This window comes from Mesorhizobium sp. M0140 (assembly GCF_040322475.1).
Classification (GTDB): Bacteria; Pseudomonadota; Alphaproteobacteria; order Rhizobiales; family Rhizobiaceae; genus Mesorhizobium.
Map to the genome: position 1 here is coordinate 50,939 of NZ_JAMYTM010000014.1, position 25,212 is coordinate 76,150.

The 25,212-nt window shown below is 64.2% G+C and carries 21 protein-coding genes; 9 read left to right on the plus strand and 12 right to left on the minus strand.

What is annotated here, in order from left to right:
• The first annotated feature begins 1 nt into the window (after nucleotide 1).
• From NKJ37_RS16105 to NKJ37_RS16115, 3 genes are read left to right on the plus strand one after another with little or no spacing between them, the layout of a single operon-like run.
• Nucleotides 2-1,351, plus strand: coding sequence for an aminotransferase class III-fold pyridoxal phosphate-dependent enzyme (locus NKJ37_RS16105; protein WP_352673113.1), 1,350 nt, complete (start codon nucleotides 2-4; stop codon nucleotides 1,349-1,351).
• A gap of 35 nt (nucleotides 1,352-1,386) precedes the next feature.
• Nucleotides 1,387-2,679: an aminotransferase class III-fold pyridoxal phosphate-dependent enzyme gene (locus NKJ37_RS16110; RefSeq protein ID WP_352673218.1), complete on the plus strand. Its 1,293-nt coding sequence runs from the start codon at nucleotides 1,387-1,389 to the stop codon at nucleotides 2,677-2,679.
• Nucleotides 2,676-3,698, plus strand: coding sequence for a phosphotransferase enzyme family protein (locus tag NKJ37_RS16115; RefSeq protein ID WP_352774314.1), 1,023 nt, complete (start codon nucleotides 2,676-2,678; stop codon nucleotides 3,696-3,698). The genes NKJ37_RS16110 and NKJ37_RS16115 overlap by 4 nt, the downstream gene beginning before the upstream one ends.
• 26 nt (nucleotides 3,699-3,724) lie before the next feature.
• Here the strand turns inward: NKJ37_RS16115 and hpaH are convergent, their stop codons facing one another.
• The 5 genes from hpaH to NKJ37_RS16140 form a co-directional block, all read right to left on the minus strand.
• Nucleotides 3,725-4,531: a 2-oxo-hept-4-ene-1,7-dioate hydratase gene (gene hpaH / locus NKJ37_RS16120; protein WP_352774316.1), complete on the minus strand. Its 807-nt coding sequence runs from the start codon at nucleotides 4,529-4,531 to the stop codon at nucleotides 3,725-3,727.
• Nucleotides 4,528-5,400, minus strand: coding sequence for a fumarylacetoacetate hydrolase family protein (locus NKJ37_RS16125; protein WP_352774318.1), 873 nt, complete (start codon nucleotides 5,398-5,400; stop codon nucleotides 4,528-4,530). The genes hpaH and NKJ37_RS16125 overlap by 4 nt, the downstream gene beginning before the upstream one ends.
• Before the next feature lie 323 nt (nucleotides 5,401-5,723).
• On the minus strand, nucleotides 5,724-6,704 hold the full coding sequence (hpaD, locus tag NKJ37_RS16130) for a 3,4-dihydroxyphenylacetate 2,3-dioxygenase (protein WP_352774320.1): 981 nt from the start codon (nucleotides 6,702-6,704) through the stop codon (nucleotides 5,724-5,726).
• A 14-nt stretch (nucleotides 6,705-6,718) separates the two neighbouring features.
• Entirely contained in the window at nucleotides 6,719-8,236 is a 1,518-nt protein-coding gene (gene hpaE / locus NKJ37_RS16135; protein ID WP_352774321.1) for a 5-carboxymethyl-2-hydroxymuconate semialdehyde dehydrogenase, read from the minus strand.
• A gap of 11 nt (nucleotides 8,237-8,247) precedes the next feature.
• Nucleotides 8,248-8,634, minus strand: coding sequence for a 5-carboxymethyl-2-hydroxymuconate Delta-isomerase (locus NKJ37_RS16140; RefSeq protein ID WP_352774323.1), 387 nt, complete (start codon nucleotides 8,632-8,634; stop codon nucleotides 8,248-8,250).
• Nucleotides 8,635-8,845: 211 nt separating this feature from the next.
• Here NKJ37_RS16140 and hpaR point away from each other — a divergent pair, with 211 nt between their 5' ends.
• Nucleotides 8,846-9,241: a homoprotocatechuate degradation operon regulator HpaR gene (hpaR, locus tag NKJ37_RS16145; protein ID WP_127276380.1), complete on the plus strand. Its 396-nt coding sequence runs from the start codon at nucleotides 8,846-8,848 to the stop codon at nucleotides 9,239-9,241.
• A gap of 88 nt (nucleotides 9,242-9,329) precedes the next feature.
• On the opposite strand, the gene NKJ37_RS16150 is transcribed toward hpaR, so the two are convergent.
• From NKJ37_RS16150 to NKJ37_RS16165, 4 genes are all read right to left on the minus strand, one after another.
• Nucleotides 9,330-10,460 carry an aminomethyl transferase family protein gene (locus NKJ37_RS16150; protein ID WP_352553252.1) on the minus strand — a complete coding sequence of 377 codons (1,131 nt, stop codon included), beginning with the start codon at nucleotides 10,458-10,460 and terminating at the stop codon, nucleotides 9,330-9,332.
• A 52-nt stretch (nucleotides 10,461-10,512) separates the two neighbouring features.
• Nucleotides 10,513-11,289 carry an ABC transporter substrate-binding protein gene (locus NKJ37_RS16155; protein WP_352553253.1) on the minus strand — a complete coding sequence of 259 codons (777 nt, stop codon included), beginning with the start codon at nucleotides 11,287-11,289 and terminating at the stop codon, nucleotides 10,513-10,515.
• Nucleotides 11,290-11,413: 124 nt separating this feature from the next.
• Nucleotides 11,414-13,156: a hydantoinase B/oxoprolinase family protein gene (locus NKJ37_RS16160; protein WP_352774381.1), complete on the minus strand. Its 1,743-nt coding sequence runs from the start codon at nucleotides 13,154-13,156 to the stop codon at nucleotides 11,414-11,416.
• 16 nt (nucleotides 13,157-13,172) lie between these two features.
• Nucleotides 13,173-15,257: a hydantoinase/oxoprolinase family protein gene (locus NKJ37_RS16165; protein ID WP_352774325.1), complete on the minus strand. Its 2,085-nt coding sequence runs from the start codon at nucleotides 15,255-15,257 to the stop codon at nucleotides 13,173-13,175.
• A 220-nt stretch (nucleotides 15,258-15,477) separates the two neighbouring features.
• On the opposite strand from NKJ37_RS16165, the gene NKJ37_RS16170 reads away from it, so the two are divergent.
• The 5 genes from NKJ37_RS16170 (at nucleotide 15,478) to NKJ37_RS16190 (ending at nucleotide 22,020) form a co-directional block, all read left to right on the plus strand.
• Nucleotides 15,478-16,305 carry a ferredoxin--NADP reductase gene (locus tag NKJ37_RS16170; protein WP_127294708.1) on the plus strand — a complete coding sequence of 276 codons (828 nt, stop codon included), beginning with the start codon at nucleotides 15,478-15,480 and terminating at the stop codon, nucleotides 16,303-16,305.
• 153 nt (nucleotides 16,306-16,458) lie between these two features.
• Nucleotides 16,459-17,508 carry a deoxyribose-phosphate aldolase gene (gene deoC / locus NKJ37_RS16175; protein ID WP_352628937.1) on the plus strand — a complete coding sequence of 350 codons (1,050 nt, stop codon included), beginning with the start codon at nucleotides 16,459-16,461 and terminating at the stop codon, nucleotides 17,506-17,508.
• Between the two features lie 72 nt (nucleotides 17,509-17,580).
• Nucleotides 17,581-19,953 (plus strand): aldehyde dehydrogenase family protein, encoded by a 2,373-nt coding sequence (locus tag NKJ37_RS16180; protein WP_352774326.1) that lies wholly within the window; start codon nucleotides 17,581-17,583, stop codon nucleotides 19,951-19,953.
• 271 nt (nucleotides 19,954-20,224) lie between these two features.
• Nucleotides 20,225-20,956: an SDR family oxidoreductase gene (locus NKJ37_RS16185; RefSeq protein ID WP_352440647.1), complete on the plus strand. Its 732-nt coding sequence runs from the start codon at nucleotides 20,225-20,227 to the stop codon at nucleotides 20,954-20,956.
• A 218-nt stretch (nucleotides 20,957-21,174) separates the two neighbouring features.
• Nucleotides 21,175-22,020, plus strand: a complete 846-nt coding sequence (locus NKJ37_RS16190) for a fumarylacetoacetate hydrolase family protein (protein WP_352440648.1) — start codon at nucleotides 21,175-21,177, stop codon at nucleotides 22,018-22,020.
• Between the two features lie 148 nt (nucleotides 22,021-22,168).
• On the opposite strand, the gene NKJ37_RS16195 is transcribed toward NKJ37_RS16190, so the two are convergent.
• Genes NKJ37_RS16195 through NKJ37_RS16205 form a run of 3 tightly spaced genes read right to left on the minus strand, consistent with a single transcriptional unit; the run spans nucleotide 22,169 to nucleotide 25,123 of the window.
• Nucleotides 22,169-23,167 (minus strand): ABC transporter ATP-binding protein, encoded by a 999-nt coding sequence (locus tag NKJ37_RS16195; RefSeq protein WP_352774328.1) that lies wholly within the window; start codon nucleotides 23,165-23,167, stop codon nucleotides 22,169-22,171.
• 58 nt (nucleotides 23,168-23,225) lie between these two features.
• Nucleotides 23,226-24,287, minus strand: a complete 1,062-nt coding sequence (locus NKJ37_RS16200; RefSeq protein ID WP_352440650.1) for a Gfo/Idh/MocA family protein — start codon at nucleotides 24,285-24,287, stop codon at nucleotides 23,226-23,228.
• The gene (locus tag NKJ37_RS16205; RefSeq protein WP_127380895.1) at nucleotides 24,284-25,123 is read right to left on the minus strand and encodes a carbohydrate ABC transporter permease; all 840 of its coding nucleotides are present in this window, start codon (nucleotides 25,121-25,123) and stop codon (nucleotides 24,284-24,286) included. The genes NKJ37_RS16200 and NKJ37_RS16205 overlap by 4 nt, the downstream gene beginning before the upstream one ends.
• Nucleotides 25,124-25,212: the final 89 nt, after the last annotated feature.

The window sequence follows — 25,212 nt, forward strand, 5'->3', positions numbered from 1 at the left end:
CATGCGCGACATCAATTTCCTCACCGAGACCAACGCCAAGCCGATCTGGCACCCAATGGCGCATCCGGCCGAGATGCGGGCCAACCCGCCAAAGGTGATCATGAAGGGCGAGGGCGTGATGGTCACCGACATCGCCGGCAACACGGTGCTCGATGCCGTCGGCGGCCTGTGGAACGTCAATCTCGGCTACAGCTGCGCCCCGATCAAGAAGGCGATCGCCGACCAGCTTGGCGCGCTGCCCTATTATTCCGGTTTTCGCGGCACCTCGACTGGACCGTCGATCGAACTCGCCTACGAACTCTGCGAATGGTTCGAGCCTGAAGGCATGGTGCGGACCTTCTTCACCTCGGGCGGCTCGGATTCGGTCGAAACGGCACTGCGACTGGCCAGGCAATATTGGAAGATCCGCGGCCAGGCCGACCGCACCAAGTTCCTGGCGCTGAAGAAAGGCTACCACGGCACGCATTTCGGCGGCGCGTCGGTTAACGGCAACGCCAATTTCCGTCGCAACTACGAGCCGCTGCTGCCCGGCGTCTTCCACATTCCCGCACCCTGGACCTTCCGCAATCCATTCGACGAGACCGATCCCGCGCGGTTGGCGAGGCTCTGCGCCAAGGCGCTGGAGGACGAGATCGCCTTCCAGGGCGGCGACACCATCGCCGCTTTCATCATGGAGCCGGTTCTCGGCGCCGGCGGCGTCATCGTTCCGCATGAGAGCTTCATGCCGCTGGTGCGCGAAATCTGCGACCGCCACGAGATCCTGCTGATCGCCGACGAGGTGGTGACGGGCTTCGGCCGCACCGGCGCATGGTCGGGTTCGCGTCTGTCCGGCGTGAAGCCGGACTTCATGACCATCGCCAAGGCGATCACGTCAGGTTATTTCCCGCTCGGCGCGACCTTGATCGGCGGAAAAGTCGCCGATGTCTTCGAGGCCGACAAGACCAGTTTTGGTGCGATCGGCCACGGCTATACCTATTCCGGCCACCCGGTCGGCTGCGCCGCGGGTCTGGCGGCGCTTGCCGAGACCAAACGGCTTCGCCTGAACGAGAACGCGGCGGCACGGGGCGTCGAACTCGCGGCCGCGCTGGAGGAGCTGAAGGCCAGGCATGCGATCGTCGGCGATGTCAGGTACAAGGGCTTGATGGCGGCGCTGGAGTTGGTCTCGGACCGCACGACGAAAAAGCCGGCCGACAAGAAGACCATGGCCGTGGTTTCGGAGGCCGCCTATGAGGCCGGCGTCATGCTGCGCGTGTCGGGCAACGCCATCATCCTGTCGCCGCCGCTCATCATCACCGCCGCCGACGTGACGAAGATCGGTGAGGCGCTGGATGCCGGCCTGTCGAAGGTCTGACGGTTTAGTGGATGGAACGGAGTTTCGAGATGCAAATGGCTCAATCGCAGGAAGCTCTGGTTAGCCGGCGTTCCCGCCTGCTCGGGGGGAAATCGCAATTGTTCTATGATGAGCCCGTGCACCTGGTGCGCGGTGAAGGCGTCTGGCTCTACGAAGCCGACGGCCGCAAATATCTGGACGCCTACAACAATGTCGCGCATGTCGGCCACTGCCACCCGCATGTGGTCGAGGCCCTTTGCCGGCAGGCAAGCCTGCTCAACACACACACGCGCTACCTGCACACCGCCATCCTCGACTATGTCGAGCGGCTGACCGCGACCTTCGATGCCAGCCTGTCGACCGCCATCCTGACCTGCACCGGCAGCGAGGCCAACGACATCGCGCTGCGCATGGCGCAGGCCGCGACCGGCCGCATGGGCATCATCGCCACCGACGCCACCTACCATGGCAACACCACGGCGGTTTCGCAGCTCAGCACCCGCATGCCGCCGGTCGGAGGCCGCGCCCGCAACGTCAGGCTGGTGCCGGCGCCCGACAGCTATCGCCAGCCGGATGCGATGGCCAACAGCAAAGCCTTTGGCGACGCGGTGCGCGAAGCCATCGCGTCGCTGGAAGAGAACGGCATCGGCCTGTCCGGCATCATCCTCTGCCCGCTGCTCGCCAATGAAGGCTTTCCGACGCTACCCAGCGGCTTCTTCGACGGTGCCATGCGCGCGGTGCGCGACGCCGGAGGACTGGTCATCGCCGACGAGGTGCAGCCCGGTTTCGGCCGAACCGGCAGCCATTTCTGGGGCCACCAGCGCGCCGGCTTCGTTCCCGACATCGTCACCATGGGCAAGCCGATGGGCAACGGCCATCCGGTCGCCGCCGTGGTCACCACCAAGGACACATTGGCGACCTTCCGCAACGCTTTCCGTTACTTCAACACCTTTGGCGGCAATCCGGTTTCCTGCGCGGTGGCCAATGCCGTCCTCGACGTCATCGAGCAGGACGATCTCGTCGCCAACGCACGCGATGTCGGCGCCTATGCGCTCGGTCTGCTGCGCCCGCTGGCCGAGCGCCATGAATGCATCGGCGAGGTCAGGGGCGCCGGCCTGTTCTTCGGCGCCGAACTGGTTCACGACCGCGAGACGCGCGAGCCGGCGCCCGACATTGCCGAGCAGGCCGCCAACCGCATGCGCCATCGCGGAGTGCTGATGGGCAAGACTGGTATCCACGGCAATGTGCTGAAGATCCGCCCGCCAATGCCGTTTTCACGCGACAATGCCGACGTCCTGATCGGGCTGCTTGACGAAGTGCTTGGTGAAGTCGGCGGAGTGAAGGCGTGAGCGCTGTTTCCGCGCAGTCCGAGCCCGAGACGGCAGCCGATGTCACGGCGCTTGCCAGGCGCGCGCTCACCCATTGGGGCATTGATGAGGGTGAGCCGGAGCTGCTGAAATTCCGCGAGAACGCGGTGTTTCGCGTCATCTTGCCAACAGGCCAGCCGGCCGCCATGCGCATTCATCGGCTTGGCTATCACACGGACGCCGCCCTGCGCTCGGAACTGCAATGGATGGGCTTTCTGCAATCGGCCGGCATCGCCACACCCTCGCCGGTCGCCACGCCGGCCGGCGATCTGTTCGTGCTTGTCAGCGCCAACGCCTCAGTGCAACCCCGTCAAGTCGATTGCTTGAGCTGGCTGGAAGGCCGCGCCGTCGGCGCGCGAGGCGTGCCGCTGGATTTTACGCCCGAGCAGGCAAGACAGGTCTTTACCGCGATGGGGCGAACCATCGCCCACATGCACAATGTCACGTCTGCCTGGACGCCGCCCGCCGGCTTTGCCCGCCATGCCTGGGATTTCGACGGCTTCTTCGGTGCGAACCCGATTTGGGGCCGTTTCGAGACCTCGCCCTTCCTCGACGGCCCTCGTCGCGAGCTGGTTTTCCAGGCGCGGGAAAAGGCCGTGGAGGCGCTGTCGGAGCATGAACGCAGCGCCCGCAATTTCGGCATCATCCACGCCGACCTGGTGCGCGAGAATGTGCTCGTCCATGACGGCGCGATCCGCATCATCGACTTCGACGATTGCGGCCATGGCTGGCACATGTACGACCTTGCCGTCGCGCTGTACCAGAACCGCGAGGAGGCGATCTATCCGCTGATCGAGGCCGCTCTGCTCGACGGCTATCGGCAGGAGCGGGAGCTGACGGCGCGCGACATCGCCGCGCTGCCGCTGTTTTCGGCCTTGCGCGCCTTCGCCTTTCTTGGCTGGGTGCAGAGCCGCGTCGAAGGCGACATCACCAGGGATGTCGGCATGCGCATGTCGGCCATCGCGGCCGATGTGGTGATTGCCTATCTGCGTGGGGAATAGGCCGATCGACAAGAACTGGCGGGTCATCAGCCCTTCGCGAAATGGATGCTGACCGTGCCCGAACTGCCGAAATCGGCGACGATGGTGTCGCCGGGACGCGCCTCGACCGGGCGCACGAACGATCCTGACAGCACCACCTCACCTGCCGCGATCGACATGCCGTAGCGGGCGAGCCGATCCGCCAGCCAGGCGATGCCCATCGCCGGATGGTTGAGCACGCCGGCGCCGAGCCCGGTTTCCTCGACCTCGGCGTTGCGCGAGACGATGGCGCCGATCCAGCGCATGTCGGCCTCATCAGGACGTTGCGGCCGGCCGCCGATGACAATGCCGGCATTGGCGGCATTGTCGGAAATCGTGTCGAAGAAGGTGCGTGCCTTCTTCGTCTCGGCATTGACGCGCTCGATGCGCGTATCAAGGACTTCCAGCGCCGGCGTGATGTAGTCGGTTGCGTGGAGCACGTCGGAGATGGTCACGCCGGGGCCTTTCAGCGGCGCCTTCATGACGAAGGCGATCTCGGCCTCGACGCGCGGCTGGATGAAGCGGCCGGCCGGCACCGTCGCGCCGTCATGGAAGAACATGTCGTCGAACAGCACGCCCGAATCCGGCGTGTCGATGGCAAGCGCGTACTGCATTGCCTTCGATGTCAGCCCGATCTTCCAGCCCTTCGGCTTCAGCCCGGCATCGATCTTGCGCGTCACCAGCGCCGCTTGCACGCGGTAGGCGTCCTCCATCGTCGCATCGGGAAAATCGAGGCTGAGCAGACGGATCTGGCGGCGCGACCGCTCGGCCTCGAACAGCCGTGCCGCGGCGTCTTCCACTTGCTCCGGGGTCATTGCGCTGCCTCGTCGACGACACCGTTTCTGAGCACGCCGATGCCATCGGCCTCCACCTCGATCACATCGCCGGGCTTCAGCCAGATCGGCGGATCGAAGCGGGCGCCGGCACCCGTCGGCGTGCCGGTGACGATGATATCGCCCGGCACCAGCGTCGTGAAGGTCGAGATGTAATTGATGATCTTGCGGAACGGGAAGATCATCCGGCTGATGCGATCCTGCTGGCGCAGCTCGCCATTGACGCGGGTGGTCAGCGCAATGTCGGCAATCTGCGCCTCGTCGGTGAACGGCACCAGCCAGGGGCCGATCGAACCCGTGCGGTCGAAATTCTTGCCTTGCGTGACGTTGAACTTGGCATGGCGCACCCAGTCGCGGATGGTGCCCTCGTTGCACAGCGACAGCGCCGCAATATGGCCGAGCGCGTCGGCCTCCGCGATGCGCCGGCCTGCCTTGCCGATGACGATGACGATTTCGCCCTCATAGTCGAGCTGGGGTGATTCCGGCGGCCGCACCAGCGGCGCGCCATGGCCGACGAATGAACGGGGAAAGCGGATGAACAGCGACGGGTTGGAGGGCGCAGCCTGGCCGTCCTTGTACTCCTCGTTGCGGTCCGGATAGTTGACGCCAACGCAGATGATCTTTTCCGGCGACGGGATCGGGATTTCGTAGGCGATGGCGTCGAGTGGGAAGTCCGGGGCGAAGGCCTCGGCCTCTTCCGCCAGCCGCCGCAAGGCGCCGGCCTCGATCACTTCGCGCAGCGTCGGCCACTGTCTGTGGCGCGCCGACAGGTCGATGACGCCCTTGCTCGTGATCGCGCCATAGCGCGCCTTGCCGCCGACGGTGAAGGTGGCGAGCCGTGCGGGGTTCATGCTGCGGCTCCGGCTTTGGTGATGTTGATTGCGGGCAAGGTTGGAGCTCTACGGCGCCCCCCTCTGTCCTGCCGGACATCTCCCCCTCTTGGGGGGAGATTGGATATCGTCTCTGCCTTCGCCAATTTCCAGCGTTGCGAGAAGGGCCCGGGCCGCGAGGCCAGCCAATCTCCCCCCTTGAGGGGGGTGAGGAGTGATCCGCGTAGCGGACGGGAAGCCAATTGCTTGGCTTTCCGGACGACGAACGCCCGAAGCGGCAGCGAAGGGCCGGGTCCGGCAGGACAGAGGGGGGCGCCAAGGAACGCAGACATCTCCAAAATCCACTAAGGCGCAATGATCGGCGAAGCCGCCAAATCCGGCTGGCGCACCGCAGCTCCGGCAAATACACTACCCTCCTCGAACCAGCTTTTCGGCGCCGGCGCGCCCCACAGCGTCTGGCGCTGCGGGTCCTTGAGGTCCCATTTGATCGGCTCAAGGTCCGGATCGACCGTCTGGTAGTCCGAACAGTAGATCTCGATGCGGTGGTTGTCCGGGTCTCTGACATAGAGAAAGAAGGCGTTGGAGATGCCGTGCCGGCCAGGGCCGCGTTCGATGTTCGGCAGATAGCCCGTCGTCGCCATCAGGTCGAGCAGGTCGATGATGTTGAGCGGCGTCGGCACCCAGAAGGCGACGTGGTGCAGGCGCGGGCCGATGCCGTTGGTGAAGGCGATGTCGTGCACGCCGCCCTTGCGGTGCGTCCACGCCGCCCACAGTCTTCCGCTGCTGGCGTCCTCGGTATACTCGGTCACCCGGAAGCCGAGCTCGTTGTAGAAGGCGACGGACTCGTCGACATTGGGCGAGAAGCAGTTGAAGTGGTCGATGCGCAGCGGCTTGACGCCCTTGTACAGCGCGTATTTCTGGTGTATCGGCGGCAGCCGCTCCATCTCAGCGTAGAATTCGAGCGGAATGCCGTGCGGATCGCGGGTGCGGAAGGTTCGCGACTGGTAGGGTCGCTCGACCCATTCCACCGGCAGGCCTTTTCCCTTGAAGAAATGCACCGCTTTGTCGAGATCCTCGTCCGAGAAGACCTTGAAGCCGAGGTCGCGGGCTTCGGCCGTGGCCCCCTTCTTCAGCACGATACAATGGTGCCCGCGCTCCTCCAGCGCCCTGAGATAGATGGTGTCCGAAGTCTCGTCGGTGACCTGGAGGCCGAGCGTATCGACATAGAACGCACGGGATTTGGCGAGGTCGGTGACGGCCAGCTCGACATGGCTGAGGCGCACGATGTTGAAGGCGGGATAGAGATTGGGCTTGGGCAAGGGCATCTGATTTCCTCCGGTCAGCCGCCGAGTTTCTGGATCGCGTGCGCGGTCGTCGCGAAGGCTACGTTCTTCGTCTCCATGTAGAAGTCGAAGGAATGGTCGCCGCCGTCGCGGCCGATGCCGGAATTCTTGACGCCGCCGAACGGTGTCGGCAAATGGCGCACATTCTCGGAATTGACCCAGATCATGCCGGCATCGAGCGCATCGGTGAAGCGAAACGCTCGGGTGACGTCCGAGGTCCAGAGATAGCCGGTCAGGCCGTATTGCGTGTCGTTGGCCAGAGCCAGCGCTTCCGTCTCGTCGGCGAACGGAATGGCGCTCAGCACCGGCCCAAAGATCTCCTCCTGCGCGATGCGCATGCGGTTGGTGACGTTGGTGAACAGGGTCGGGCCGACATAGCAGCCACCGCCCGGCCCATCGACCTTGCCGCCGCCGGCCGCGAGCGTCGCACCCTCCGATTTGCCGATGTCGATATAGGACAAAACTTTCTTTTCATGCACCGGATGGATCAGCGGCCCAACCACCGTTTTCGGATCGAGCGGGTGGCCGACGACGATGCGCCTCGCCCTCTCCGCGATTCTGGCGGTGAAGCTCTCATAGATCGAGGCTTCGACCAGCAGGCGCGAGGACGAGGTGCAGCGTTCGCCATTCAGCGAATAGATCATGAACACGGCGGCGTCGGCGGCGCGCTCGAGATCGGCGTCGGCAAAGACGATCACCGGGTTCTTGCCGCCAAGCTCGAAATGCACGCGCTTCAGCGTGTCGGCGCCTTGGCGCATGATCATCGAGCCGGTACGGCTCTCGCCGACGAAGCCGATCGCCTTGATGGCAGGGTGCTCGGTCAGCGCCTTGCCGGCGTCCTCGCCAAAACCGTTGACGAGATTCCACACGCCTTTCGGCAGGCCGGCCTCCTCGGCAATCTCGACCAGCAGGCGGGCGGTCAGCGGCGAGAATTCAGCCGGCTTATGAACGACGGTGCACCCAGCCGCCAGCGCCGGCGCGATCTTCCAGGTCGACAGCATGAACGGCGTATTCCACGGCGTGATGATGCCGACCGGGCCGATCGGCACGCGCGTGGTGATGTTGACCTGGCCTGTCGTCCGCAGCGTCTCACCATCGCGGGCTTCCGGCGCGCGGTCGGCAAAGAAGCGGAAATTCTCGGCCCCGCGCAGTGCCGCCTTGGCCATGAACTTCAGCGCCTGGCCGGTATCCATGCATTCGACGAAGGCGATCTCCTCGGCTCGCGCCTCGATCGCGTCGGCTATTTTGTGCAGCAGCTTTTTGCGTGCCTCGCCCGGCATGGCGGCCCAGGCCGGGAATGCCGCCTTGGCCGCCTTGGCGGCGCGGTCGATGTCGGCGGCGCCGCCGCGCGCGACCTTGGCCAGTGGCTTGAGGTCAATCGGCGAAATGCTCTCGAACGCAGTGCCGTCGATGGCGGGAACCGCCTCGCCGCCGATCTGGTTCAACACGCCATCGCGCTTGAAGCGGGCCAGATAGGCCTCGGCCTTGTTCAGATTGCCTTGCAGGTCGGACATGTCGGGTTCCGTCACTTGCCGCGCAGTCGCGGGTGGATTGCGTTTCTCTTCCAGCTGAGCACCGGGTCGATTTCCCGGATTTCGAGCGACAGGGCGAAATGCGGGGTCTCGAACAGCGTGCCAAGGTATTCGCTCACCGCCGCGAAGACAGCCTCGCCAGTCCGCTTCTTGTCGTCGGCGCTGCGGCCGGTGCCGATGCGAAACGACATGTCGAGAAAGGCGTTTTCCGGCAGCCTGTCGGCCATCGCGTAGGTCTCGGCGCGAAACGCCCGCACCCGCACGGCGCCGGTTTCGAACAGCCCGGTGTCCAGCACTGTGCGCAACACCAGAGCGCACAGTTCGCCCATATCGACCTTGGCATCGAGATTGGCCGAATACTCGATGGAGAAGTGAGGCACGGCGTTTCGTTCCCTGGGTTATTGCCTTGTTGTAGTTAACGCGTTAATTACATGCAGCATGCGCGAAGTCAAGCCTTGCATCGGCCTTGGCGCAACGATACGGGAAGGCGGGAACGGGCCCTGGCAGGCGGATTCGGCCGAGGGAGGCCTGTTTCGCTCGCAAGCGTGGGAGGCTCTTTTCTTGCTGCCTGAAACCCGTCGTTCTCTGCCGATGGCGCTGCTTCATGCCCGCGAAGCGGTGATGGCGCGGTTTCGGCCGATGCTTGCCGCGCATGACGTGACCGAACAGCAATGGCGCGTGCTGCGCGTGCTGAGCGAAGCCGGCCCGGTCGAGGCGACGGAACTCGCCGACCGCGCCTCGGTTTTGCCGCCCAGCCTGACGCGCATCATCAAGGCGCTCGAGGGACGCAAATTCATCACCCGCAACAAGGCCGAAGGCGACGGCCGCCGCGTCGTTCTAACCATTGCGCCCGCCGGTTCCGCCTTGATCGACGCCCTGTCGCCCGAGCGTCGCGTCATTTATGACGACATCGAACAGCGCTTCGGCCACGAAAAGCTCGAGCAGTTGCTCGATTTGCTGGAGACGCTGATCGATGGCGAAAGCTGATCGTTCCGGCTACCGCAGAAGTTTCGACGGTCGCTCGGGTTGACGGCCCGCATACCTTGGAAAGGCCGAAACACCCGATGGGGGTCAGTTAACCTCGCAACCTCACCCCTTCCGGATCGAAGAACGGTATCGGCGCCACGACCGCACGCGTCGGCTGACCACCGATATCAATGTTCAATTCGGTGCCGACAGCCGTGAAGGGCAGCCGCAGATGCGCGGTGGCCAGCACCTTGCCGAGGGAATAGCCGTGGTCGCTGTAGGTGACGATGCCGGCGTCCTCGCCATCGGCCAGAACCTTGGCATCGGTCGCGGCCGGCTTGTCGCCGTCGAGGATCAGTCCGACCCATTGCTCGTCGAGGCCGGTGTCGCGGACCTTGAGAAGCGCCTCGCGGCCGACGAAATCGCCCTTGTCGAACTTGATCCAGCGGTCGAGGCCGACATGGAACGGGGTGCGGCTCTCGTCCATGTCGATGCCGTGCGCCGGGTAGGCCTTTTCCAGGCCCAGCGTGAACATCGCCAGCACGCCATAGGGTTTCAGGCCAAAGTCACGGCCGGTGCGCATCAGCGCGTCCCAGAGCGAGGCCGCCTCGTCGGCCGGCACGAACAATTCGAAGCCGAGTTCGCCGGTCACGCCGGTGCGCGAGATCAGCACCCGCGTGCCGTTGATATGGCCCGACGTGAACGACCAGCGCTTCAGTCCATCCAGATCGGCATCCGCAATCAACGCTTTCAGCAGTTCGCGCGAGCGCGGACCCTGGATGGTCGGGAAGGCGATGGCCGCCGTGATGTCGGTGACATAGGCCTTGCGGCCCTGGGCGTGATGATGCAGCCAGGGCAGCATCTTCAGGCGGTTGACCGAGCCGGTCACCAGCATGAAGTGCTCCGGGCCCAACCGAAACACGGTGAGGTCGTCCATGATGCCGCCATCGTCGCGGCAGACCGTGGAATAGCGGACCTGGCCCGGCTTCATGGCGGCGGCATTATTGACGATGACATGGTTGACCAGCGCCTCGGCGTCCGGCCCCTTGACGTCCATCTTGCCCATCGTGCTGAGATCCTGCACGCCGACGTTTTTGCGGGTGTTCAGGTGCTCGTCGGCAATGCCGGAATAAGTTTTGGCCGAGATGAAATCGCCGCCGACACGACCCATGGTCGCGCCCAGCCCGACGATGCTGCTGTAGAAAGGGGAACGCCGCTCAGCCAAGGAAGTCTCCATCATCCAAGAAAAACGGCAGCGCCAGGCGGCGCTGCCGAAGGTGATTGCGTCAGGATCAGCCGCCGTAGACGTCGAACGAGAAATATTTGTCGTTGATTTCCTTGTATTTTCCGTTGGCGCGCAGCGCGTCGATGGCCGCATTGAGCTTGTCGGCCAGTTCCTTGTTGCCCTTCTGCAGCGCGATGCCGACGCCGGGGCCGTGAATGGCCGGATCGGCCGTCAGAGTGCCGAGCAGCTTGCAGCAGGCGCCGTCGGGCTTCTTCAGCCACTCGGTCAAGATGATCGAGCCGTCCATCATCGCGTCGAGGCGGCCATTGGCCATGTCGGTGCGGGCGTCGTCGCCGGTCGGATAGGCCTTGACCGTCGAGTCAGCATATTTCTGGTCGGCGAATTTCTGGTGGATGGTCGCGGTCTGCACGCCGAGCGCCTTGCCTTTCAGGTCGTCCGGCGAGGTGCCTGATATGGTCGAATCCTTCGGTACGGCGATGGCCGGCGGCGTCTGGTAGTATTTGTGGGTGAACTCGACCTTCTCGGCCCGCTCGGGCGTGATGGTGATGTTGATGATGGCGTCGAACTTGCCGGCCTGCAGCGCCGGTATGGAACCATCGAAATCCTGCACGCTGAACTCACACTCGGCCTTCATCTCGGCGCACAGCGCCTTCCCCAAGTCGATGTCGAAGCCACCCAGCGTGCCGTCGGCACTGGCGTAATTGAAGGGCGGATAGGCGCCCTCGGTACCGATCCTGAGTTTTTTGTCCTGGGCGGAGGCGGCGCCCGTGGCAAGGGTGAGGGCGACGGAAGCGGCAAGCACGAAACGACCGGAAAGACGCATGTTCGAGTTCCCCGTTGAAAGCGGGAAGTCTACGGTCTTCCGGGCGTGTGGCGGAGACGGAAACGACATGCGCTGCGGCGATCGCGGCGCGGCGGGCGATCCAGGCCAGGCGATCGGTGGTGCGTTACCCGGCGCGCTGCTTGTTGGTCGCCGCCCGGTCGATGGCCAACTCCCCGGCCGAGAGGACAACGCCAAACTTTTCGGTGGCTTCCTCTGATGTGTAGTACCCCAGCGCCACGTCGCGCAGCACCAGATCCGGATCGCGCTGCAGCGGATCGCCGTAGCCGCCGCCGCCCGGCGTGCCGACGCGCACGCGGTCGCCGGCCTTGAGCGCAATGTCCTGCTCCTTCGAAAGGTGCAGCGGCACATGTTCCTCGCCATTGCGGAAGACGGTCACCATGTTGACCGCGCCGTCCTTGCCGCCGAGTGCGCCTTGGGGGCCGAAACGGCCGTGATCCATGACGAAAGAAGCACGGGCGTCGCCGCGCAGGATTTCAACCTCATAGGCGAGGCCGAAACCGCCGCGATGCTTGCCGGCGCCGCCTGAGCCTTCGCGCAGGGCATAATGACGGTAGAGCACCGGGAATGCCTGTTCCATGATCTCGACCGGCGGCGATTTAGAAATGCCGATGGTCGAGCAGCCATTGGTCAGCCCGTCATGGCCTGAATTGCCGCCGTAACCGCCGCCGGAGATCTGGTACATGACGTAATCGCGGCCGCGCGCCGGGTCATTGCCGCCGAGCGCGAAATTGCCGCTGGAGCCGGCGGGCGCCGCCGTCACCTTGTCGGGCAGCGCCTGCACCATCGCCGCGAACACCGCCTCGGCGATGCGCTGCGACACTTCGGCCGCGCAACCCGAGACCGGTCGCGGATATCTGGCGTCGAGGAAAGTGCCTTCCGGCCGCTTGACTTCAAGCGGTTCGAACGCGCCGGCGCTGATCGGCACATCGGGGAAAATGTGGCGCATGGCGAGATAGACCGAGGACAAAGTCGTCGCCAGCACGCTGTTCATCGGCCCGGCGCACGGCTTGGACGAGCCGGTGAAATCGAAGGTCAGCGTATTGCCTTTTTTCTCGACGGCGAGCGCAATGGTCAGCGGCTCGTTGACCACCCCGTCGGAATCGACAAACGCCTTGGAATGGTAAGTGCCGTCGGGAATGGCTGAGATGTTGGCGCGCATCTGCTCGGCCGCGCGGCGGCGCAGTTCGGCGATCGCCTCGACAACGGTTTCGTCACCGTAACGATCCAGGATTCCGTTAAGCCGGTCCTGGCCGATCAGCAGTGCGGCGGCCTGGGCCCTGATGTCGCCGATGCGCTGGTCGGCGACACGGATGTTGGAGCAGATGATGGCGTAGATCTCCGGATCGAGCACGCCCTTCTTGAACAGTTTTACCGGCGGCAGCCGCAGACCTTCCTGCTCGACTGCGGTCGCGGAGGCCGAAAACCCGCCCGGCACCGAGCCGCCAATGTCTGGCCAGTGGCCGGTGTTGGACAGCCAGCAGAAGATTTTTCCCGCCCGGTAGACCGGCATGGCGAAGCGCACATCCATCAGATGGGTGCCGCCGAGATAGGGGTCGTTGACGATGTAGATGTCGCCTGGTTCCGGCGGCAGGCAACGGCCGTCGGCGATCATCTCGATCACCGTCCTGGTCGAATATTGCATGACGCCGACAAATACCGGCAGGCCCTGCGAGCCTTGCGCGATCAGCGAACCATCGACAGCCGAATAGATGCCGTCGGAACGGTCGTTGGCCTCGGCGATGACAGGCGAGAAAGCGGCGCGAGAGAACGTAAGGTCCATCTCGTCGCAGACCTGCTGCAAGGCGGCCTGGAGAACCGAAAGCGTGATGGCGTCGAGTTTTGCCATGTCAATGTCAGACATCTCAGGCCTCGCCGATGTCGATGATGATGTTGCCGTCGGCGTCGCAGCGTGCGCGGTCGCCGGGCTCGAGCACGGTGGTGGCGTCCATCTGTTCGAGGATCGCCGGCCCTTCGATTTCAGCGTCAAGCGGCAGTTTTTCGCGCGCATATACCGGCGTGTCGTGCCAGCGCCCGCCATACCAGACCGGCCGGATTTCGCGCCTTGCCTCATCCAGCGTTGTTGCGCGCCCCGCCGGATCGATCAGCCGCGACAGATCGATCGCCGGACGCACGCCGGTCACCGACGTGTTGAGATTGACGAGGTTGGCGCGGATTTCCGGCAGTTCGACCTTGAAGCGGGCGAAATAGGCCTTTTCGAAAAGCTGCTGCAGTGTTGCCCGCGTCACCGATGAGGACGGCAGCGGCACGTTGATGATGTGGGTCTGACCGACGAACTGCATGTCGGCGGAGTGGGTAACGCGGATCGTCTCCGGCTTCACCGCTTCCTTGCCGATCAGCTCTTCACCTTCGTTTCGGTGGCGTTCCAATACAGTATGAAGCTGTTTTTCGTCGAGCACCGCCACCGGCTGGTTGATGGTGTTGACGAAGTCATGGCGCAGGTCGGCGACGACGCAGCCGAGTGCGTTGGTGATGCCCGGACGCGCCGGCACCAGCACCTTGGGCAGGCCGAGTTCGCGCGCCAGGGCGGTCGCATGCAGCGGGCCGGCGCCGCCAAAGGCGAACAGCGCGAAATCACGAGGGTCATGGCCGCGCGACACCGAGACCATGCGGATGGCGCCGGCCATCTTCATGTTGCCGAGCCGCAGCACCGCGCCCGCCGCCTCGACGCCGGACAGGCCGGTCGCCTTGCCGATCTTGTCCTCGAAAATGCTGGTGACGCGCTCTGATGTGACGGGATTTTGGACCGCCAGCAGCTTCTTCGGCGCCAGCCGGCCGAGCACCAGATTGGCGTCGGTAATGGTTGGCTCGAGGCCGCCACGTCCGTAGCAGATCGGGCCGGGATTGGCGCCGGCACTTTCCGGACCGATCTGGATCAGGCCGGCCGCATCGACGCGGGCGATCGAGCCGCCGCCGGCGCCGACCGTGTGCACCGCCACCATCGGCACATGGATCGGCATCGCATATTCGATCTCGATCTCGTTCGAGACTGCCGGCTCGGCATTGCGGATCAGCGCCACGTCGGTCGAGGTGCCGCCCATGTCATAGGTGACGAGGTTTTCGAAGCCGGCGCGTTTTCCGGTATAGGCGGCGGCGATGACGCCGGAGGCCGGGCCGGACATAACCGTCTTGGCCGATTCACGTGTGACGAAGCGGGCCGAGATCATGCCGCCATTGCCATTCATGATCAGGAAGTCGCGGGCATAGCCTTTCGCGCCCAATTCCTTGCGCAGCCGCTCGACGTAGCGCTCGAGGATCGGCTGCACGGAGGCGTTGACCGAAGCGGTCACGCCGCGTTCGAATTCGCGCGCTTCCGACAGCAGCGCGTGGCCTGCCGTGATGTAGCGGTTCGGCCAGAGCTCGGCGGCAATTTCGGCGGCGCGCCGCTCATGCGCCGGATTGGCGTAGGAATGCAGGAAATGAATGACGAGGGATTCGCAACCGGCCGCGATCAGCGTCTGCACGGCGTCGCGCATCTCGGCCTCGTCGAGCGGCGTGCGCACCGCGCCCGACGCTTCGACACGCTCCGAGACTTCGAGCCTGAGATTGCGCGGAATGATCGGTACGAAGCTGCCGGTCATGCCATAGGCCTGCGGCCGCGTGCGCCGGCCCAGCTCGATCACGTCGCGAAAGCCGCGCGTGGTGATCATGCCGGTTTTCGCCAACCGGCGTTCCAGCACCGCATTGGTGGTGGTGGTCGTGCCATGCACGATGAGGTCGATGCTATCGATGGCAAATCCGGTGGCGCCGAGTGCCGAAACGACACCGAAAGCCTGGTTGTCCACCGTGGTCGGCGTCTTGGCCAGATACACCCGGCCGCCGTCGCTTCCGTCGATCAGGAGCAGGTCGGTGAAGGTGCCACCGACATCGATACCGGCGACGACATTTCCCCGGGAATTGCTCGCTTGCGCCGAAATATTCTCTTCCATCGTCGAAACCCGAAATGCGCGGACTACGGATATGCGCCAGTTTGGAAAGCTGTTTTAAGGGAGCATCTTGACGCAAATATCGTTTGTATACTAATAAATTCCGGACACAAGAGCTTGCCGCTTTGGAGTGTGCGAACAGCCCGCCGGGATCTGAATGGTCCGGGCGTGCAGGTGAAAGTTTGGCGCCCGCGTCCACGGTTGGGCCAGAAGGTTGGATTTGATGAACACCACATCCGCTCTCAACACCGTCGGCGCCCGACCGCTGCAGTTCCCGATTCCGGCCAACGTCTATGCCGAAACCGTCGTCTCGGTGAAGCACTATACCGACCGGCTGTTCTCGTTCCGCATCACCCGTCCGCAGTCGCTGCGCTTCCGTTCCGGCGAGTTCGTCATGATCGGCCTGCCCAATGCCGAGAAGCCGGTGTACCGCGCCTATTCGGTGGCAAGCCCGGCCTGGGACGAGGAGCTGGAATTCTTCTCGATCAAGGTGCCGGACGGTCCGCTGACCTCCGAGCTGCAGAAGATCCAGGTCGGCGACACGGTCATCATGCGCCAGAAGTCGACCGGCACGCTGGTGGTCGACGCGCTGACGCCGGCCAAGCGGCTGTTCATGATCTCGACCGGCACCGGCATCGCGCCTTTCGCCAGCCTGCTGCGCGACCCTGATACCTACGACAAATTCGATCAGCTGGTCCTGACCCATACCTGCCGCGACAATGCGGAACTCACCTACGGCCAGGAGCTGGTCGCGGCGTTGGAAAGCGACCCGCTGATCGGTGAACTGACCACTGGGCGCGTCACGCTCTACAATTCGACGACCCGCGAAGAGTCGGCACGCATGGGCCGCATCACCGCGCTGATCGGCTCCGGCAAGTTCTACAGCGATCTCGGCATCGACAAGCTCAGCCCGGAAACCGACCGCATCATGATCTGCGGCTCGATGCATATGCTGAAGGACGTCAAGGAACTGGCCGAAAGCCTCGGCTTCGAGGAAGGTTCGCTGAGCCACCCGGCGACCTTCGTGGTCGAGCGCGCTTTCGTCGGCTGAGCCGCACCTAACATCTCGAAGTCTGCGTTTTTGACCGCGCGGTCAAAAACTGCTGCTTTCGCCGCCTTTTTCGGCTATCACCGTCTGCAGGACTCGTGAAGTACGACTTCGCGGGCTATCTTCGGCACACGTCGCTGAATGAAAGGGCAGTAGATGAGCAGCACAATCCGAGAAGCCGATATCGGCTCGTCCAAGGTGACGCCGCTGCCGGCGCGTGCCGCCGCCAACACAGCCGTTCCACCGGACCATCGCATTGCGCGCAATCCCGGCATGAAGCTCGATCTCGGCTTCATGGAATCGGTGCGCAGCGTCAACCGCTCGGCGCTGGAACGGCGCGTCGCCAGCCTGACCAAGCGGCGCTCGATCAAGGCCGACAACCAGGCCGCCTGGCTGCTAAAGGCCGTCTCCTGCATGGATCTGACGACGCTGAATTCCAACGACACCGAGGAGCGCGTGCGCCGGCTCTGCGCCAAGGCGATCAATCCGTTCCGCCGCGACATCGTCGAGGGCCTGGGCATATCAGGTGAAACCATCCGCCCGGCCGCCGTCTGCGTCTACCATCCCTTCGTCACCACCGCCGTCGATGCCGTGCGCGGCGCCGGCATCCATGTCGCCGCCGTCTCCACCGCCTTCCCGCATGGTCTGGCACCCCTGTCGACCCGCCTGCAGGAAATCGAAGCCTCGGTCCGCGACGGCGCCGACGAGATCGACGTGGTCATTCCACGCGGGCTGGTGTTCGGCGCCAAATGGCGCGAGCTATACAATGAGATCGTCTCGATGCGCGCCGCTTGCGGTGACGCGCATCTGAAGGTCATCCTCGGCACCGGCGACCTCGCCACGCTGCGCAATGTCATGCTGGCCTCGATGGTAGCGATGATGGCAGGCGCCGACTTCATCAAGACCTCGACCGGCAAGGAAAGCGTCAATGCGACGCTGCCCGTCGGCCTCGCCATGGTGCGCGCCATCAGGGCCTATTTCGAGGAAACCGGCTATCTCATCGGCTTCAAGCCGGCCGGCGGCATTTCCACGGCCAAGGCCTCACTCGACTGGCTGGTGCTGATGAAGGAAGAACTCGGCCGCCCATGGCTGGAGCCGGACCTGTTCCGCTTCGGTGCGTCGAGCCTCTTGACCGACATCGAGCGCCAGCTCGAGCACCATCTGACCGGACACTATTCGGCCAATCATCGCCACGCGATGGCTTGAGAGATTTACCCCCACCCCGATCGGCAAGCCGATCGACCCTCCCACAAGTGGGAGGGGTGAAGGAGGCGCCCAATGAACATTCTCGACCGCTACCACGCCATGGAATACGGCCCGGCGCCGGAAGCCCGCAACGAGGCCGATGCGTGGCTTGCCGCGCGCGACTTCTCCAAGGCGCTGTTCATCGGCGGCGACTGGAAAGCCGCGTCCGGCGGCAAGACTTTCGAAACCAGCGAGCCGTCTTCCGGCAAGCTGCTGGCCAAGATATCCGACGCCAATGCCGTCGACATCGACGCGGCGGTTGCGGCGGCCACCAAGGCGCTGCCGAAGTGGTCGGCAGCCTCGGGCTATCAGCGCGCCAAGGTGCTTTATGCCATCGGCCGCGCCATGCAGCGCCACCAGCGCCTGTTCGCGGTGCTTGAGACAATCGACAATGGCAAGCCGATCCGCGAAAGCCGCGACATCGACGTGCCGCTGGCCATCCGCCATTTCATCCACCATGCCGGTTGGGCGCAGGCGCTGGACAGGGATTTCCCCGGCCACAAGGGTGTCGGCGTGGTCGGCCAGATCATTCCGTGGAATTTTCCGCTGCTGATGCTTGCCTGGAAGATCGCGCCGGCCCTCGCCGCAGGTTGCACCGTGGTGCTGAAACCAGCCGAGTTCACACCGCTGACATCAATCCTGTTCGCCGAGATCTGTGAGCGCGCCGGCGTACCGAAAGGCGTCGTCAACATCGTCCAGGGCGGGCCTGGGGCTGGTGCGGCCATCGTCAACCACCCCGGCATCCAGAAGATCGCTTTCACCGGCTCTTCCGAGGTCGGCAAGATCATTCGCAAGGCGACCGCCGGCTCGGGCAAGAAACTGTCGCTGGAGCTTGGTGGCAAGTCGGCCTTCATCGTCTTCGAGGATGCCGATCTCGACAGCGCCGTCGAAGGCCTGGTCGACGGTATCTGGTTCAACCAGGGCCAGGTCTGCTGCGCCGGTTCGCGACTGCTGGTCCAGGAAGGCATCGCCGACGCCCTGATCGCCAAGGTCAAGACGCGGATGAGCCGGCTGCGCGTCGGCAGCCCGCTCGACAAGAACACCGATATCGGCCCGCTGGTCGACGCCACACAGCTCGAGCGCGTCAAGGGCCTGGTCGCCGAAGGTGCCAGGCAGGGCGCCGTCTGCTGGCAGCCGGATGCGGCGCTGCCGTCTTCCGGCTACTACCATCTGCCGACGCTCGCCACAGGTGTTTCGCCGGCTAACATATTGGCGCAAGAAGAGGTGTTCGGCCCTGTTCTGGCGACCATGACCTTCCGCAACACCGAGGAAGCGATCGAGCTTGCCAACAACACGCGCTATGGCCTCGCCGCCTCGGTGTGGAGCGAGAACGTCAACCTTGCCCTGCACGTCGCGCCGCAATTGAAGGCCGGCGTGGTCTGGGTCAACGGCACCAACATGTTCGACGCCGCCTGTGGCTTCGGCGGCTACCGCGAGAGCGGTTTCGGTCGCGAAGGCGGGCGCGAGGGCATGTTCGAATATCTCACGGCGAAGCTGCCGCTCGGCCAGATCATCAAGCCGGCGACGACCTCCGCACAGCCGGTCGAGCAGGCCGACGGCTCGGCAATCGACCGCACGGCTAAGCTGTTCATCGGCGGCAAGCAGGTACGGCCGGACGGCAATTATTCGCTGGCTGTCGCCACCGCCAAGGGCAAGCTTGCCGGCGAGGTTGGGCTCGGCAGCCGCAAGGATATCCGCGATGCCGTCTCTGCCGCCCGCGGTGCCAAGGCCTGGCCGGAGGCGACCGCCTATAACAGGTCCCAGGTGCTCTATTATTTGGCCGAGAATCTTTCCGGCCGTGCCGGCGAGTTCGCCGCCCGTCTCACCGAATTGACCGGCGCTACGCCCAAGGCCGCGCGGGAAGAGGTAGAACAATCCATCGAACGGCTGTTCCTCTATGCCGGCCTAGCCGACAAGTTCGAGGGCCGCGTGCACCAGCCGCCGGCGCGTGCCGTGACGCTGGCGCTTCATGAACCGGTCGGCGTCGTCGGCATCGTCGCCCCCGACAGCTCGCCGCTGCTCGGCCTGATCTCGCTGGTCGCACCGGCGCTGGCCATGGGCAACACCGTGGTCGCGGTGCCTTCGGAGCGCTATCCGCTGCTGGCCACCGATCTCTACCAGGTCATCGAATATTCCGACATTCCCTCAGGCGCCATCAACATCGTCACCGGCCGCAGCTCCGAACTCGCCGGCGTGCTGGCCAAGCATGACGATGTCGACGGGCTCTGGGTGTTCGCCGATGCAGAGACCTGCGCCAAGGCGGAGGCCGAGTCCATCGGCAACCTCAAGCGCGTCTGGAGCGGCAATGGCCGCGGCATCGACTGGGCATCCGACGAAGCCGCCGGCGACGCCTTCCTGCGCCGCGCCGTCGAGGTCAAGAATGTCTGGGTGCCTTACGGCGATTAATGTATGTCGCCCAAAAGTGCGCAGCGGTTTTGGGGCAACGACATATATAAAGGCAAAGAGCCAAAGCGCGTCGCGCGCTTTGATCTCCCCCCGGCGCGGTAGAGATCGTGTTCGGGGTTGACGCATGGACAGATGTTCTTTAACGAGAAAAAACATCTTTATCAGTGAACGATCAACGGCGCAGGCTGCACGATCATGCGCGACTGGCACATGACGCCTTGGCCAGCCGCGGATTAGACCCGGACTATCCCTAGCGGACGAGGAGAACAGTATGGCTGATCTGGCAGGCAAGGTCGTTGTCGTCACGGCAGCGGCGCAAGGCATCGGCAAGGCGAGCGCGCTGGCTTTCGCAAAAGCTGGCGCCACCGTCTACGCCACCGACATCAACGAGGCACTGCTGGCGGAGCTCGCCAAGACGCCGGGGATCAAGACCCGCAAGCTGGACGTACTCAACGACGAAGCCGTCAACGCCGCCTTCGCCGAGATCGGTGTCGTCGACGTGCTGTTCAACTGCGCCGGTTTTGTCCATTCGGGCTCGATCCTTGAGATGAAGGACGGCGACCTCGATTTCGCGCTGAACCTCAATGTTCGCGCCATGATCCGCACCAGCCGGGCCGTGCTGCCCGGCATGCTGGAACGCGGCGACGGATCGATCATCAACATGGCCTCGCTGGCCAGTTCGACCAAGGGCGTGCCCAACCGCTTCGTCTACGGCCTGACCAAGGCCGCCGTCATCGGCCTGACCAAGGCGATCGCCGCCGACTATGTTGGCAAGGGCATACGCTGCAACGCCATTTGCCCCGGCACGGTCGAGAGCCCGTCGCTGCAGGACCGCATGCACGCGCAAGGCGACTACGATGCCGCCCGCGCCGCCTTCATCGCCCGCCAGCCGATGGGCCGGCTTGGCACGCCGGAGGAGATCGCGGATCTCGCCGTCTATCTGGCCGGCGCCACCTATACGTCAGGGCAGGCGTACAATATCGACGGCGGCTGGTCGATCTGACTGCGGAAATCTTGCGCGAGCCGGACGATTTGGCCCTTTCCCGGCGTTTGACAGGGGATCGAAGAGTCTGAAAATCCCGCGCGCCGCTATCTTGCATGGCGATCGCGCTTGTCCGTAGTCAGGTCGATGGGTACGGTCCGCCGGTTCCGCGAAGGCGCAATCGCCTTGGCGGAAAGTTTGCAAAAGGCCACGAGGCCGCAATCAGGAGAAGAATTTAGATGAAACTGCTGCGCTATGGCGAGGTGGGAAGCGAACGTCCCGGCCTGCTCGATGCGGATGGAACGATCCGTGATCTCTCCGCTCACGTTACCGATATCGGCGGCAAGACGCTCGATCCGGCATCGCTGGCGGCACTCGCCAAGCTCGATCCGAAGTCGCTGCCAGCGGTTTCCGGCAGCCCGCGCCTCGGCGCCTGCGTTGCCGGCACCGGCAAGTTCATCTGCATCGGCCTCAACTATTCCGACCATGCCGCCGAAACCGGCGCCACCGTGCCGCCGGAGCCGATCATTTTCATGAAGGCAAGCTCGGCCATTGTCGGGCCGGATGACGACGTGTTGATCCCCCGCGGCTCGGAGAAGACCGACTGGGAAGTCGAACTGGCCGTGATCATCGGCAAAACCGCCAAATATGTCAGCGAGGCCGATGCGCTCGACTATGTTGCCGGCTATAGCGTTGCCCACGACGTCTCCGAACGCGCCTTCCAGGCCGAGCGCCAGGGCCAGTGGACCAAAGGCAAGTCCTGCGACACGTTCGGCCCGACCGGCCCATGGCTGGTGACCAAGGACGAGGTAGCCGACCCGCAGAACCTCAAAATGTGGCTGACCGTCAACGGCAAGACGATGCAGAACGGCTCGACCAAGACCATGGTCTATGGCGTCAAGTATCTGGTTTCCTATCTCAGCCAGTTCATGTCGCTGCACCCCGGCGACATCATCTCCACCGGCACGCCGCCCGGCGTCGGCCTCGGCATGAAGCCGCCGGTGTTCCTGAAGGCAGGCGATGTGGTTGCACTGGGCATCGAAGGGCTGGGCCAGCAAAAGCAGACGTTCAAGGCGGACGTATAGAGGTTGCGCTGCCCCCTCATCCGGCCGCTTCGCGGCCACCTTCTCCCCGCTGGGGAGAAGAAGTGAGCGTCGGCGCTGACAATCTCCTCTCCCCTCGGGGAGAGGTCAGCCGAGCGAAGTGGAGGCTGGGTGAGGGGGCTGCGCCCGCCTACTTTAGCACCTTCCCATCAGCCCCAAACCTATATGTCTTCGCCGGATCCGGCGTCGCATAGAGCGTCGCACCCGGCTCTGCATCATAGACGCCGAAAATGCGCACGGTAATCAGCCCCGCCTTCTCGCAATCGAGATACAGATTGGTGTCGGCGCCGAGGTGCTCGGCGTGCACCACCGTTCCCTTCCAGGCGCCTGACTTCGGATCGACGGTCAAATGTTCCGGCCGCACGCCGATGGTCTTGGCGGTTTCGCCAAGCCTGGCGCCGTCGACGAAATTCATTTTCGGTGAGCCGATGAACCCGGCGACAAACTCATTTTCCGGCGAATTGTAGAGCTCCATCGGGCCACCGATCTGCTCGATTTTCCCTGCGTTGAGCACCACGATCTTGTCGGCCAGCGTCATCGCCTCGACCTGGTCGTGGGTGACGTAGATCATCGTCGCCTTCAGCCGGCGATGCAGCTGCGCGATCTCCAGCCGCGTGTTGACGCGCAGTGCCGCATCGAGGTTCGAAAGCGGCTCGTCGAAGAGAAAAAGCTTTGGCTCGCGCACCACGGCGCGGCCGATGGCGACGCGTTGGCGCTGGCCGCCGGACAGTTCGGCCGGCCGCCTCGCGAGATAGGGCTCCAGCGACAGCATCGAGGAGGCGATGCCAATGCGGCGCTCGATTTCGGCCGCCGGCGTTCCTGCCTGCTTGAGGCCAAGGCCCATATTGTTCTTCACCGTCAGATGCGGGTAGAGCGCATAGGTCTGGAACACCATGGCGATGCCGCGCTTGGCCGGCGGCGTGGCGGAGACGTCCGCGCCGTCGATCACCACACGGCCCGAGGTCGAATCCTCCAGTCCGGCAATGACTCTGAGCAAGGTCGACTTGCCGCAGCCGGACGGGCCGACGAAGACGACGAACTCGCCGTCGTTCACTTCGAGGTTGATGCCCTTCAGCACCTCGACCGGCCCGAAGGCCTTCTTCACGTTCTCAATGTTCAGCGAGCCCACGGCAGTCCTCCAAATTGGAATGTGGGCGCCAGGGCACCCCCTGACGACAATTCTGCGGTCACAATCGCACCGCCTTTCCACTGCGCACGCTCTCGTCGGCTGCAAGGCAGACCGCGAGCGATCTGACCGCGTCGTCCATGTGTTTGGTGAGATCCAGATCCTCGCGGATCGCCTTCAGCATGAAGGCCTGTTCGAGGTCGCAGAGGTCCTGGTGGCCGGGCTCGCCTTCCATCGACAGCATTTCGTCGGCCTTGAGAAACTTGCCGTCCGCGCCGGTCGCGGCGCTGTGCAGGCGAATGGTCGAGGTCTTGGTGTGGGTGTCGATGTCGTCGGACTTCACACCTTCCTTCATGACGATCGACACGCAGCCATTGGGCGAGATGACGTCCTTCACAAAGAACGCCGTTTCCGAAATCATCGGCCCCCAGCCGGCTTCGTACCAGCCGACCGAGCCGTCGTCGAACAGCACCTGCAAATGGCCGTAATTGTACATCGAGGCCGCCACCTCCTCGGTCAGCCGCACGCCCATGCCGCGCACCTCGACCGGCCTGGCGTCGGTGATCTGCAGCATGACGTCGAGATAGTGCACGCCGCAATCGACGATCGGCGACGTCGTCTGCATCAACTGCTTGTGCGTCTCCCAGGTGTGGCCTGAGGATTGCTGGTTGAGGTTCATGCGGAAGACGTAGGGGCCGCCGAGCTTGCGCGCTTCGGCGATCAGCCTGATCCAGGACGGGTGATGGCGCAGGATGTAGCCGATCACCAGCTTCTTGCCATTGGCCTTGGCCGCCGCGACGACGCGCTTGGCATCGGCCACGGTCGTTGCCAGCGGCTTCTCGACGAAGACATGGCAACCGGCTTCGAACGCCCTCACCGCATAGTCGGCATGGCTGTCGGAATAGGTGGCGATGCAAGCGACATCAGGCTTTTCGTCGCGCAGCGCCTCGTCGAAGGAGCGCCTGATGGCATAGCCCGACAGCCCGTCCGGCAACGGCACGTCCGAGCGGTTGATCAGCGCCGCGATCTGGAAGCCCGGATTGCTATGATAGGCCAGCGCATGGCTGCGGCCCATATTGCCGAGGCCGGCGACGACGACGCGAAGAGGTGTTTCAGAGTTCACTTGACGGCTCCGGACGTGATGCCGCGGATCAGCTGCCGCGAGAAGATGACGTAGAGGATCAGCACCGGCATGATCGCCAGCGACAGGGCTGCCAGGATGGCGTTCCAATTGGTGACGAACTGGCCGAGGAACAGCTGCGCGCCGAGCGTCACCGTCTTGGTTTCTTCAGACGGCGCCAGGATCAGCGGGAACCACAGATCGTTCCAGATCGGGATCATGGTGAAAACGGCGACGGTCGCCATCGAGGGCCTGACCAGTGGCAGCACCAGCCGGAAGAAGATGGTGTATTCCGACAGGCCGTCGATGCGGCCGGCATTCTTCAGATCGTCGGACACCTGCTTCATGAATTCCGACAGGATGAAGACGGCAAGCGGCAGGCCCTGCGCGGTGTAGACCAGGATCAGCGCCGTCAGCGTGTTGACCAGCCCGCTCGCCACCATCAGTTGCAGGATGGCGACGGTGCCCAGCCGGATCGGGATCATGATGCCGAGCGCCAGATAAAGCCCCATCAGCGAGTTGCCGCGGAAGCGGTATTCCGACAGCGCGAACGCCGCCATGGCGCCGAACAACAGCACGAAGAACAGCGAGGCGACGGTGACGACGAGGCTGTTCTGGAAATAGTGGATGAAGTCGCCCTGGCCGATCACCGTCGTGTAGCCGATCAGGTCGAAGGTTTTGGGCGTCGGCGGCGTCAGCGGCGCGCCGAAGATGCCCGCGCGCGACTTGAACGAGTTCATGATGACGAGGATCACCGGAAACAGCGCGATCGCCGTGTAGGTCAACAGGATCGCGTGGGCGCCGATGGTGCGGGGCACGGAACGGGTGGCGGTGCTCATTGGGAGGTCTCCTGACGCACACTTCCAAGGAATGGCGCCAAGGCACCCCCCTCTGTCCTGCCGGACATCTCCCCCGCAAGGGGGGAGAT